General features: G+C 68.1%; 12 protein-coding genes. 4 read left to right on the plus strand and 8 right to left on the minus strand.

Annotation, left to right across the window (positions count from 1 at the left end; genetic code table 11):
- Positions 1–5 precede the first annotated feature (5 nt).
- Together OHA40_RS13005 and OHA40_RS13010 are read left to right on the plus strand one after the other, a co-directional pair.
- A complete protein-coding gene (locus tag OHA40_RS13005; RefSeq protein ID WP_330233293.1) occupies positions 6–425 on the plus strand; it encodes a hypothetical protein in 420 nt (139 codons plus the stop codon).
- Positions 426–930: 505 nt separating this feature from the next.
- A complete protein-coding gene (locus OHA40_RS13010; RefSeq protein ID WP_330233294.1) occupies positions 931–1,146 on the plus strand; it encodes a cold-shock protein in 216 nt (71 codons plus the stop codon).
- A gap of 98 nt (positions 1,147–1,244) precedes the next feature.
- Here OHA40_RS13010 and OHA40_RS13015 read toward each other — a convergent pair whose 3' ends face one another.
- Both OHA40_RS13015 and OHA40_RS13020 read right to left on the minus strand, forming a co-directional pair.
- Positions 1,245–2,072 carry a CPBP family intramembrane glutamic endopeptidase gene (locus OHA40_RS13015; RefSeq protein WP_330233295.1) on the minus strand — a complete coding sequence of 276 codons (828 nt, stop codon included), beginning with the start codon at positions 2,070–2,072 and terminating at the stop codon, positions 1,245–1,247.
- Between the two features lie 141 nt (positions 2,073–2,213).
- The gene (locus OHA40_RS13020) at positions 2,214–3,401 is read right to left on the minus strand and encodes a GAF domain-containing protein (RefSeq protein WP_330233296.1); all 1,188 of its coding nucleotides are present in this window, start codon (positions 3,399–3,401) and stop codon (positions 2,214–2,216) included.
- Positions 3,402–3,951: 550 nt separating this feature from the next.
- Between OHA40_RS13020 and OHA40_RS13025 the strand changes: the two genes are divergently transcribed.
- Together OHA40_RS13025 and OHA40_RS13030 are read left to right on the plus strand one after the other, a co-directional pair.
- The gene (locus tag OHA40_RS13025; protein ID WP_330233297.1) at positions 3,952–4,470 is read left to right on the plus strand and encodes a DUF4254 domain-containing protein; all 519 of its coding nucleotides are present in this window, start codon (positions 3,952–3,954) and stop codon (positions 4,468–4,470) included.
- Positions 4,467–4,919: a DUF4254 domain-containing protein gene (locus tag OHA40_RS13030; protein WP_330233298.1), complete on the plus strand. Its 453-nt coding sequence runs from the start codon at positions 4,467–4,469 to the stop codon at positions 4,917–4,919. Before OHA40_RS13025 ends, OHA40_RS13030 begins: the two co-directional genes overlap by 4 nt.
- A gap of 25 nt (positions 4,920–4,944) precedes the next feature.
- Here the strand turns inward: OHA40_RS13030 and puuE are convergent, their stop codons facing one another.
- The 6 genes from puuE to OHA40_RS13060 form a co-directional block, all read right to left on the minus strand.
- On the minus strand, positions 4,945–5,853 hold the full coding sequence (gene puuE, locus OHA40_RS13035; protein WP_330233299.1) for an allantoinase PuuE: 909 nt from the start codon (positions 5,851–5,853) through the stop codon (positions 4,945–4,947).
- A 61-nt stretch (positions 5,854–5,914) separates the two neighbouring features.
- Entirely contained in the window at positions 5,915–6,904 is a 990-nt protein-coding gene (gene alc / locus OHA40_RS13040) for an allantoicase (protein ID WP_330233300.1), read from the minus strand.
- Positions 6,901–8,208, minus strand: coding sequence for a DUF6986 family protein (locus tag OHA40_RS13045; protein ID WP_442944042.1), 1,308 nt, complete (start codon positions 8,206–8,208; stop codon positions 6,901–6,903). The genes alc and OHA40_RS13045 overlap by 4 nt, the downstream gene beginning before the upstream one ends.
- 38 nt (positions 8,209–8,246) lie before the next feature.
- Positions 8,247–11,081, minus strand: a complete 2,835-nt coding sequence (locus OHA40_RS13050) for a molybdopterin-dependent oxidoreductase (protein WP_330233302.1) — start codon at positions 11,079–11,081, stop codon at positions 8,247–8,249.
- Positions 11,081–11,332 (minus strand): hypothetical protein, encoded by a 252-nt coding sequence (locus tag OHA40_RS13055; protein ID WP_330233303.1) that lies wholly within the window; start codon positions 11,330–11,332, stop codon positions 11,081–11,083. Before OHA40_RS13055 ends, OHA40_RS13050 begins: the two co-directional genes overlap by 1 nt.
- Positions 11,329–12,177, minus strand: coding sequence for an FAD binding domain-containing protein (locus OHA40_RS13060; RefSeq protein WP_330233304.1), 849 nt, complete (start codon positions 12,175–12,177; stop codon positions 11,329–11,331). Before OHA40_RS13060 ends, OHA40_RS13055 begins: the two co-directional genes overlap by 4 nt.
- Between the last annotated feature and the right edge of the window lie 92 nt (positions 12,178–12,269).

The following is a 12,269-nucleotide window of genomic DNA, read 5'->3' on the forward strand; positions in this document are numbered from 1 at the left end:
GCTTCGTGAATGATTTCGATCATGTCATGCCGGACCTGTATTCGTGGCTGTCGAAAGAGTATGGGACCGTCGGGCACATCTTGTTCGATGCAGAGTCGGATATGATTACCGCGATTCCCCGAGGCGGCTTGGGGTTATCTATCGCCTTGACCAAACAGGACGACGGGATTCGCGTCGATCTCGGACTGAATGTGTCGTTCATGGCACCACGAGACGACCCGTTCGAGCTATCCGACGTCCTCGTTATCGTAAAGTCCTTGATCGAGTCGGGTATTTCACTCTCGGTTCCCATCGATCCGTTCGGGGAACCGGTGATACGCTACACCCTAAAATTCCCGAATGGCATGCTGAGCTCAAAGGTTCCGGGACATGACTACGTAGAATTCACGGTCGGAGGTTGGCTGCCGTTCGGCGCTCCCCGATAGAGCGGGCGGGGCATGCGTTCGCTTTGACCACATCCCCGCGGCATCCCCGTCCACGCGCATCTTGGCTCGGCGCTGTCTCCAGCCACCCAACCCAGGGAACCTGTATCTCCACACTGGTCGCTTCACCTTTCGCCCTCGGCAACTACGAGAGCGGTCACGAAAGAATATTTCTTACTCTCCACTCTCCGATCGCAGGCGCGATTTACAGCCAGTCTATTCCTACTGCGCAATGAGTCCAACCCGAACCAGATGTGGTCTCCGGTGGAAAACTCAACAATTCCAGTGGCACGCTTACTATTCCAGCGCCAAATTCTCCCCCGTGTAGTTAGCACTCCCTCGTCCCCATGCATACTCACAGGCTACGCTTGTCCCTGGGTCGAATGAGGCGAATCGCTCTTCACGCAAGGGTATTTCCGGTAGCTACCAGCGAATTCAGGTGCGCTCCGGCCGCACGTAGGCGACCGTGGTCGAGTCAGATCAGTGAGGCGTCGAAGGGGGCAGTCCGATGGAGCAGGCCACGGTGTATCGCTGGAACAGCCGCAACGGCTCCGGTGTCCTGACCCGATCGGACGGGCCACCGGCGTGGTTCCATGTGTCCAGCGTCGAGGCAGGAGACGTGCTCGCCCTGGAGGAGGGCGACCAGGTAGACGCCGAAGTCGAAAACGTTCCACAGGGGGATTACGAATGCAGAGCAGTATTCGTGCGCAAGCACCTCCCATAGTCATGCTGGCGCGCTGTCGTCGTGCGGCACCCTGACCGGACAGATGCGCCGACACATCGGAAGCGTTCGGCTTAGCGAACAAGCGCAGCTGACCGGTATCAGCGTGTGCTCCGCTCGTGGTCCAGTCCTGGACGGTATTGCGTGCGGTGGTTGCGGAGCGCGCGTACCGCCATCACGCCCGCGGCGACGACCACCGTGGAACTTGCGATGAACACGATCTGTGGCCGATCCAGGGTGTTGTCACCAGCGAGCAGATAGCACGCGATATTGAACAGCCAATGCCCGATCGACGCGGTCAGCACGCGCTGGCCGAAACTGCCGTTGCCCAGGTATCCGAGCACGATGGCGAACGCCATGGCCGAGACGAAGAAGCAGGCCGCGGTCACCGGGCCCGCCATGAATGCCTGGACATGCCACAGCGCCCACGTCGCCCCGGTCGCCGATATTGCCGCGAACCTGGTCATTCGAGATTCCAGTATCGGCTGCATCAGGCCACGCCAACCGATTTCCTCGCCGCCCGCGCCGATGAGTTGGAGCAGCAGAAACCCTGCGAACGGTAAACTCCCGACTGCCGCGGGGCCGACAAGTGTGGTGCCCGACATGACAGCCGCCATCGTGATCACCAGCCAGAACACCACGCAAGCGGTGACCATCGCCACCACATTTGCCGCTACTCGCCTGGCGGAAACCGCTGCAGGGAGCAGTCGGGCGACGGTCTTCCTGAACGTCAGCCAGGTTGCCAGCGCGCCGAGCGTCGGGCCGAACTGGACCAGTGCTAGTGCTGCCGGGTCGATGCCCGAATGAGGTTGTACCGCAAGTAAGGCGGCTGAGGCAGCAAGGGTGGACAGTACGTAGACGCCGAGTACAGCCCAAACCCTGGCGGTGGCCGGTGAGTGCAGCCGGGGCGGAGATGCGGTGGTGCTCATGCGACTTATTCTGGCGATCGATGTCCGCGCCGGTCGCGAACCACAGCAGGGACATGGTTGGTACGAAGCGGTTCGACAACAGCCATATCCCTACCGTCGGGGTTCACATCCGTTCGGGCTCAGTGCCCAGCACAGGCGCGTTCAGTCGGCTTCGTGCCGATGCTGCGGAAGCCGGGACCGTAGCCGGATGATGCCGGGCGCCTGTGAGCTGGGCAGCAGGCGGCTCGCGTCGACCTGGTTGCGGAGCTGCTGGAAGTCGGCGGTGAGCGAGGAGGTGATTCGGTAGGGGTTGGCGGCGAGCCGGTACCCGAGCATCCGCCGCAGCCGGGCGAGCTCGGCTCGCACCGTGACAGCCTTGCCTTCGGACCCGTAGATCTCTTCGGCCAACGCTGCGGCGGTCAGTCCCGCCGGATGCGCCAGCAGGAGCACCAGTAGCTCGCTGTGCCGGGCGCCGAGCTGGTGGGTGACGCCGTCGAGATCGAGCAGCGCCCGATCTCGCCCCAGGGCGGTGACGTGGGCGGTCGGCGTATAGGGCGTGCCGTGGCGTGGCGCACGCACGGTGAACAGACCGTCCGCCGAGAGACGCTCGAGGATCACGGGGCGACCGTCCGGAAGTTCCGTCGGTCCCTCGATGAGCGGACTCGACCAGACTCTGGGCAGCCAGCCCTGCGGCTCCGCATGCAGAACTCGCCCGTCCGGTGACAGCAAGGCGTTCATATCGGGCGAGCGGGCCGAGATCCGGTCCACGTAGCGAGCACGAGCCTCGGCGTCGCGCCGCCGAGCGCGCTCGGCGAGATGCGCTTCGGCCAGCCGTGCCGCGGCGGTCACCAGCGAAAGAGCGAGCGGGCGCGAGTCGCGGCGGCGACATGTGACATCGACTACACCGACCACGGCGCCGCTGACCGGGTCCCGGATCGGGGCCGCTGTGCAGGTGTACTCCACCGCGAGGGACAGATAATGTTCGGCGCCCCGCACCTGGAATGGCTTGCCGAGCGCCAGGGCGGTGCCCACGCCATTGGTGCCGGCTCCCGCCTCGCTCCAGCGTGCGCCTTCGACGAGATGGGCGCGTTCCGCCGCACGGCGCGTAGGAACGTCGCCATGGACCCAGAGCAGGTGTCCTTGCACGTCACCGACGAACAGGATGTGCCCCGGTTCCGACGCCGCACTGCCGAGGACCGTCTGCAACACGGGCCATACGATGCCCATCGGGTCCTCCTCGCGCCGACGCCGCAACGCGTCGTCGGTCAGCGCGACGCTCGGAAGGTGCCGATCCGGATGCAAGCCCTGGTACCGGGCGCGATCCCATGACGCGCGCACATCAACGCGCACCTGCCGTATCTCTCCGCCAGCGAGCCGGTCGGCACGGGCCTGTGCGACCCGTTTTTGTGCAGAGTCATCCATAGCGATATAGAGCAGAATATGACGCCCCCAAATGTCGTGCAACTGACAGCGCCTTGCCCGATAACGCACCCGACGAACGATCTACCAGGTCGGATGCAGCCAATAGTGCAATGTTGTACAGGTTTTGACGGAGTCCTGCGGCGGGGTGTGCTGTTGCAACGTTCGTGCAACCCCCTCCCAGTGGCTGGTCTCGACTGTCCCTAGCGCGTCAGAGTGTGCGAATAGACAGATGTCACCGGATCAGAGGTCGAAATACCGTGTCTGGAACTGCCCGATGGCGTACCGATGTGCCACGAGGACCACGGCGCCGGCCGCCTTGCGCGGGTACCGGCGGAAGCGGACCGCTGCAACGCCGCGGCGCTGAATTCCGGTGCATCCGATCGAATCGACGGCAGCTGAGGATGGACGCGACGCACGGCACAGCTGGTGCGGCTGATCGTCCTGCCGACTCGGATTTCGGAGTTGAGCGGTGAGAGTGATGGACAAACTGCCTGCGGCGCCGCGGTGCCGCGACCGCAGTCTGCTGGCGGAGGATACGGCCGCACTTGGCGCGGGCCCGCTGTTGTCGGCAAAGGAGCTGCTGTGCGCCATGCGCGGGGATTACGCGGGCGACCACCCGCTGGCGCGGTGGGCGCGCCGGCTCGCCGAGCTGCATCGCACGCCACGACTCACCGGCAGCGCTGGAATCTGCGGCGAAAAGTGCTGTGCTCGTGAGGATCTTGTGCACGCGATCGACGTGTGGACCGAGCGGAACGTGCCGCAACATCGCCACGGTGTCGCATTGCACACCGAGACGCTCGGGTCGGTGATCGACCGCATCGCCGACGCCCAATCGCGCGCCACCACCGTACTGATGTCCAGCCAGACAGCAGCGGACCCTCGGGTGCATGCCGCATGGCACCGGCTGGCCGAACTAGTCGATGGATACAACGATCTGATCGCGCAAGTGACCGACGGGGTACGGCGGCTGCCGGCACCGGCAGGAGAGGACTGGTGACCCCCCGACCAGCTCAAGGCACGCTTCCGGACCGGGAGGCGCTATTGGCGGCGTGCCGTGGTTGGCCGCCGACCACCGATAGCCCGATCCTGGCGGCGGCCGTTGAACTGGCTGAGCTGCACGAGATCCGGATGAGCCGACCGGACGGCGAAGCATGGCAGATCGATCGCGCGCGGCTGCGGTGGTCAGCCGCCATCGACCACCTGGTCGCCTCGACCACACCGGCGCCGTCTCCGGAGGCACCCTTGCACACCGAGACACTTGGCCAGATCATCGACCGAATTGCCCAGCTCACGGCACTCGCATTCGCCATGCTGATCGACGGACTGGAGTTGGCCTTCCACGACATCCATACCCAGCTCAACGATCTGGCGAAAGGCTATGAAGATCTCGCCGCCGAAGTGCTCGCCGGAACCAGACGCCTGCCTGTTCGCGCCCCCAGCCGATAGTGCGGACTGGCGAAATCCAGCAGAATCAGGCCGGCCAGCCCGCCGGGTGCGCCGTGCGCCAATGTTCGGCGATATCGATGCGCCTGGTGATCCACACCTGGTCGTACGACTGCACGTGGTCGAGTAACCGCTCCAGCGCGGCGGTGCGGGCGGGACGTCCGATCAGTCGGCAGTGCAGCCCGATCGACAGCATCTTCGGACTGCCTTCCGCGCCTTCCCGGTAGAGCACGTCGAAGGCGTCGCGTACATGTGCGAAGAACTGCTCGCCCGTCGGGAAGCCCGCGGGGGAGGCGAAGCGCATGTCGTTGGTGTCCAGGGTGTAGGGCACCACGAGGTGGTCGCGGTCGTGCACCCGCACCCAGTACGGGAGGTCGTCGGCGTAGGAGTCGGCGTCGTAGACGAAACCGCCGTGCTCCACCACCAGCTCCCTGGTGTGCGGCGAATCGCGGCCGGTGTACCAGCCCAGGGGTGCGGCGCCGGTCAGTTCGGTCAGGATGCGCACGGCCTCGGCCATGTGCGCGCGTTCGGTGTCGCGGTCGGTCAGCTGATAGGACTTCCAGCGCAAGCCATGGCAGGCGATCTCGTGGCCGAGTTCGCGAAAGGCGGCCACTGCCTCCGGGTTGCGCTGCATGGCGCGGGCGACGGCGAAGACGGTCAGTGGAAGTCCGCGGCGTTCGAAGACGCGCAGCACCCGCCACAGTCCGGCGCGGGCGCCGTATTCGTAGAGCGATTCCATGCTCATGTGCCGGTTCGGGAACGCTTCCGCGGGTGTCATTTCCGATAAGAACGTCTCGGAATGTTCGTCACCGTCGAGGACGTTGTTCTCGCCGCCCTCCTCGTAGTTGAGCACGAACTGGACCGCGATCCGCGCTTCGCCCGGCCATTGCGGGTCCGGCGGGTTCGGACCGTAACCGACGAAGTCCCGAATACTCATGCGGTGTCCCTTCTCGCAGGAACGGAGCCCTCCGTGGTCACGTTCCTCCGGGCCTGACCGCTCATGCGCCGAGCTCTCCGTACAGCCGCAACCGTGCCAGCCCGCCGTCGGGATAGATGTCCAGGCGGACCTCCTCCACCGACGCGGCCATCAGTGCGATCGGGAACCGGTGTCTGGTGTCGGGCTGCAGCGGGATTCGCGGCAACAACTCCAGTTCGGTGCCGTCGGTGGTGCGGCCGGTGAGCCGGGCCGCGCCCGGGCTGTTGCCCAGGAAGTAGGAGGTGTCCAGCTCGGCGAGGCGGATCGATCCCGGCCCGGCCAGGCGGATGCGCACCCAGTCGTTGCCCTCGTCCCTGCGGCGAGCGGTCTCCCAGCCGTCACCCATGGACCTGGCCAGGCCGGGATAGAGCAAATGGTTGGGCGAACTGTAGAAGCGGTTGGAGCAGTCCAGCACCAGCGCGCCGTTCTCCAGCGCGGCCAGGTCCAGCGGCCCGAGGCCGAGCAGTCGCGGATCGGGCCTTCCCTCGCCGTGCACCCGCAGTCTGGCCACACCGCCGTCGGGGTGCATGGTCAGCTTCACATGCGTCCAGCGCTTCTCGTTCTCGACGGTGAACAGGTTGCGGGTGTCGCCCGCGATCGGGGAGCGGTCGACCAGCACCACCCAATCATCACGCGCGGCAATGGTTTCCGCGGCCGGATAGTCCTCGATCTCCAGCGCCGACACCGAGACAGCGGGCGGGTAGTTGCCCTTGAACCATGCGGTGTCGACCACGATCCCGCGGATCACACCGGGCACACCCAGCCGCACGATCGCGGAATCCTCGCCGGGCTGCCCGCGGTGCCTGCGGGTCTCCCAGCCGTCGTAGATCTGGCCCTTGTGCCCGAAGGTGGACGGCCGGTACTCGGCGGGACCGGAATTGATCAAATTCTCCTTCTCCGCGAAGAATTCGTCATCGGCCCAGATCACCGAGCCGCCGAGTGGGCGGACCGCCAGATCCGGCAGCAGTACGAACTCTTCGTTCGGCACCGCACCGTTCGGAGGGCCGGTCACGTCGCCTCCGCCGGAATCGGCGCGCGGGCCACGAGTGCGCGCAATACCGCCTCGGGCAGTTCCGGAACGCCCGCGTCGGGCCGGGCGCCACAGCGGATCCCGCGCAGTACCGTGGCGGCCAGCGCTTCCGCGGTGGCGGGCTCGTCCATGACGCCGCCGCCGCGCCGGGCCAGATAGTCCCGCAGGCGCGGTACCGCCACGTCGATAGCTCGGCGGAAGAAGTCGTAGGTGGCCAGCCAGCGCGTGACCAGGTGGCCGGGATGCATGTCCCAGCCCTGGTAGTACCCCCGTCGCAGGGCGCGGGCGACCAAGCGGTGATGGTTGCGCAGCGCGGCCGCCGGGTCGGCGTCGGGCACGATCTGGGTGGAGCCGTCGCACACCCATGCCCCGGTCTGCGCGGCGGCAACCTGCATGACCGCCTTCGCGTAGTCGGCAACCGGGTGGTCCAGCGCCTGGTCCGGCGCGGCGACGCCACATGCCGCGGTGTAGTCGTAGGTGCCGAAATGCAATGCGCTGCATCGCCCTTCGGACAGCGTCAGCATGGTGGCCACCGGAGCGGTGCCGTCCGCGGCGAGGATCGCCTGCGGGCTCTCGATCTGCAGTTCGAAGCGCAGGCTGCCCTCCGCGATGCCGTAGCCGCGCTCCAACCCGACACAGAGCTGCACCAACGCCGAAATCTGCTGTGCCGCACGGATTTTCGGGACAGTGAAAACGAATCCCTCCGGCACTCCGCCCGCGCCCTCCAGGACCATGTCGAGGGTGCGCAGGGCACGGCGACGCTCACTGCTCGCCAAACCCTTCATCCGGATACCGCTGCTCAGCGGGCGGGGGCGCTGCGCCCGCGCATCGACAACCCTCTGCTGCGCATGGTCGAAGTGCTGCTGGCGCCCCGAGGGGAACTCGCCGGGTTCGCCGACGCCCGCGCCTGCCGCAACCTCGGACTCTCCGACCGGCGCGCCACCGGAGCGCCGCGCCCAAGCCGCGAGCACGGCCCCCGCCGCCGAGGCCGCGCGGTCCTCTTCGGCGTCAGCGCGCAGGCCGTAGCCATCCTCGAAGTCGATGCGAAGGTCCTGGACCGGGTCCGCTTCGAGCCGCTTGCGGACATCGGGCAGCGACCCGGTCTCGTCGAGGGTGGCCAGCAGGTCGTGATGGCGGTCGAGCAGCTCGACCGCGGTCGCGCCCCACTCGGACGGAGTCTCCTCCGTGACGCGATCGGCGGGGACGTACACCGTGTGGATCGGCTGTGTTCTGCCGTTCGACCCCGGATACCGACGGCGCAGCTCGGCGTCGACCGTATCGAGCATCCCCTCGATCCTCGCGCGGACGTGCTCGGGCACCTTGGTCATCGCGACTCCTCCTTCCGCAGCGCGGCCCAGACGTGGTCCGCGGTCATCGGCAATCGGTCGAGACGAACGCCGATCGCGTCGCGAATCGCGTTGGCCAGCGCGGGCGCGACCGGGTTGTACGGCGACTCGCTCATCGATTTGGCGCCGAGCGGCCCGAGTGCGTCGGCCGTCTCGGCGAAGTACACCTCGGTGCGCGGCACGTCGGCGAACTGCGGCACGTGATAGTGCCGCAAGGTCTGCGTGAGCACCACGCCGTGATCGCTGCGCATGTCCTCGTACAGCGCCGTGCCGATCGCCTGCGCGACACCGCCTTCCACCTGCCCGCGGCACTGCACCGGGTTGAGCACCGTGCCCGCGTCGGCGGCCTGGATCGACTGGAGGATGCGGACCGAGCCGGTGTCGGGATGCACGGCCACACGGAAGGCGTGCACGTTGAAGCTCACCGACCTGGGACTGCCCGAGTGCTCTGCGCCCGCGGTGAGATCACCGTGGGCCAGCAGTGCGGCCGCGCCGAGTAGCTGGTCGCCGCAGCGCACACCGCCGGAGGTCAGCACGCAGTCGTGCTCCGGAACGCCCGACAGCTCGGCCGCCCTGGCCAGCAGCCGCCCGCGCAACGCGCCCGCGGCCGCGTAGACGGCCTTGCCGGCGACCACGATGCCGGTGGATCCGAAAGCGCCGGTGTCGAACTCCACCAGATCGGTGTCGGCATGCCGGATCACGATGCGGGAGACGTCGGTGTCCAGCGCGGTGGCCGCGAGCTGCGCGTGCACCGTCGTGGTCCCATTGCCGAATTCCGCTGTGCCGACCCGGATCTCGTAGCGTCCGTCCGGCAGCAGCGAGGCTGTCGCTGTCGACCGGTGGCCGCGCGGCGGGATGGTCGCGATCATCGAGGCTGCCATCCCGGTGCCGACGCGCCACTCCGGGCCGGGCGCGTGCACGTCATTGCCCCGCAGCAGTGCCCGCTCGGCGAGGTCGAGGCACTGGTCCAGGCCATAGCTGCCGAACATCAGGTCGTCCTCGTGCACTGCGGCTCCGACGAACGGATCGCCGGGCACCACGACATTGCGGCGCCGGAATTCGAACGGGTCCATGCCGAGCGCATGCGCGAGATCGTCCAGCGCCGACTCCACCGCGAAGATCACCTGCCCGAGGCCGTAGCCGCGGAACGCTCCGGAGGGAACGTTGTTGGTGTACACCGCTTGCGCGTCGACGCGTTTGTTGGCGCAGCGGTAGAGCTCCACCGACTCACCGACACCGTGGTACATCACGCCGCCGCTGTGGTTGCCGTACGCCCCGGTGTCTGCCAGCACCTCGACAGCCAGCGCTGTCAGCACGCCGTTCGCGTCGGCGCCCGCCGTCACGGCGACCCGCATCGGGTGTCGGCAGGTCGCGGCGGTGAACTCGTCGGAGCGGGTGAACTCGTACTGCACCGGCCTGCCGGTTCGCAGGACGGCCAGCGCGATCAGGTCCTCGGCCAGCATCTCCTGTTTCGCACCGAATCCGCCGCCCACCCTGGTCGCGAACACCCGTACCCGGGTCGGCGGCAGCCCGAAAACCCGGGACAGTTCGTCGCGCACCAGGAACGGCACCTGGGTACTGCAGCGGATGACCAGCCTGCCCGCGTCGTCCAGCCATCCGACTCCGCCGTGCGTCTCCAGGTGCACGTGCTGCCCACGCGGGGAATGCCACACACCACGCACTACGTGGGCCGCGGCCACCAATCCCGCCGCCGGGTCGCCCACCTCGCCATGCACTTCGGCGACCAGGTTGCGGCCGGGATCGGCGATCCGGGCCGAGTCCGGCTTGTCCCCATGCAATTTCGGCGCATCGGCTCGCAGCGCCTCCTGCGGGTCAAAAACTGCGGGCAGGATCTCGTAGTCGACGTGCAGCAGACCGACCGCCGCGCGAGCGGTCGCGACACTCTCGGCCACCACGGCGGCCACCCGCTGCCCGACGAATCGGACGGTCCGGTCCAGCACGTACGTGTCGTCGGGATCGTCCAACCGCAGCTCGTGTCGTGCGGTGGAGAACGGCACGTCCGGCGCGTCGGCATAGGTGAGCACCGCGTGCACGCCAGGCAGCGCCTCGGCGGCCGCGGTGCGGATCGATCGGATGCGCGCGTGCGGGTACGGGCTCCGCAGCACCGCGATATGCAATGGGGCGGTCGGGGGCGCGTCGGCCGCGTCGCCCGTTCGTGACCGGTCCGCCGCGAAGATATCGGCGGCGAACTCGCGCTGCATGGCGGCAGACGGCAGATCGAGGGTGAAGGGCTCGCTGCCTGCGACGATGCGTGGTCCGGCGAGGGCGCCGACTCCCGTGCCCGCGCCTCCGGCCGCCGTCGTCACGGTCTGGTCCGGCGCGATGGCGGCGGGGTCATCCGGGGTGAGCGGCTCGCCCAATGCCGCCCGAATCGCACGGTAGCCCGTGCAGCGGCACAGGTTTCCCTTCATCAACTCGGCGAGTTCGCTCTCGCGTGCGCCGAGCGCTCCCTGCGCGCCGCAACCGAGTCCCGCTGCGGTGACGACCATGCCCGCGGTGCAGAAACCACATTGGAATCCGGCGTTGTCGAGGAACCGGCGCTGCACCGGGTGTGGGTGCTCCGCCGTCCCGAGCCCGGCGGCCGTCGTGACGGAACATCCCGCAGCACGATAGGCGGGAAACACGCAGGAGTGCACCGGCATTCCGTCGACCAATACCGAGCAGGCCCCGCAATCGCCCGCGTCACAGCCCTTCTTCACGGCCAGGTGGCCACTCTCGCGCAGGGCCGTGCGCAGGCACTGACCCGGCCGCACCTCGAACTCGACGGACCTGCCGTCCACCTCGAACCGCATCACAAAGCCCCCTCTCGCAGCCCCTCGGCGACCTCGCGACGGTCACTCACGCGCGGGCACGTGCGCAGGCGCCCCGGCCGCACCTCGAACTCGACAGGCCTGCCGAGCACCTCGAACCGCATCGTGAGTACCGGCTCCCAAGGTTCTCCGGCGACCTCGCGATGGCCGCTCTCGCGCAACGCCGTGCGCACGCGCTGCCCCGGCCGCGCCTCGAACTCGACGGGTCCGCCGCCGACCTCGAACCGCGTCATGATGCGCGCTCCCGCAATTCCCCGGCGACCTCGCGGGCGAGCAGCCCGGCGACGTGCCGCCGCCACTCCGGCGACCCGTGCGGGTCGTCGAACCAGAGCATGGGATCGATCGCGCCGAGAGCGTCCCGCAGCTCGGGGTCGCTCGGCGGTGCGGCGAAGTCCAGGACGACCGGCCTGGTCGTGGCCGCAGTGATGGTGACCGCGCTGCGGCCGTCCGGATCCCGCCGCCCCAGCACCACCGCGCCGGACCGGCCGAGCGGGGCGAGCGCGATCTTCCGAAAGCTGGTGTGCGCCAGCAGACTCGACCGCGGCAGGTAGATCGAGCGCAACACCTCGCCGGACCGCAGGGCGGTGCGTCCGGGACCGAGGACGAAGTCCCGCAACGGGATACCTCGATCGACGCCGTCCGCCGCCCACACCAGCGCCAAGCCGTCGAGCGCGACCAGCGCACCGAGCACCGCACCCGCGGGCAGCGCGAGGCAGACGTTGCCCCCGACGGTAGCGGTGCGCCAGATCTTGTGTGAGGCCAGCAGCGCTCGGCAGGACCGCGCGAACAGCGCCGTCCCGGGCCACAGGTCGCGCAAGACCGACGCGCCCAGTTCACGCCCCTGCGCCGCACCCGCGAACTCGGCCAGGGTGCAGGTCGCGGCGATCTCCAGTCCGTCGTCCACCACCTCGAACGGGGGCCAGCCCATGGTCGTGATGTCGACCAGCCGCACCAGCTGATCCTGCGGTTCGGAGAACAGGAAGGTGCCGCCGGCGAGCACCGCGGTCGACGCGCCGAGCAGCGCGAAGTCCGCTCGCTCGCGGGCGATCACCACCTCGCGGATCGTGTCCAGGTCCACGTCTCACCTCGTTCCCTGCCGCACCGCCACGGTAGAGCCAGTCGGTTGCCGCCGCATTGCGCGCGACGTCCGTCAGATTGCGCGGGCGTTAC

This window comes from Nocardia sp. NBC_00508, from assembly GCF_036346875.1.
Taxonomy (GTDB): Bacteria; Actinomycetota; Actinomycetes; order Mycobacteriales; family Mycobacteriaceae; genus Nocardia.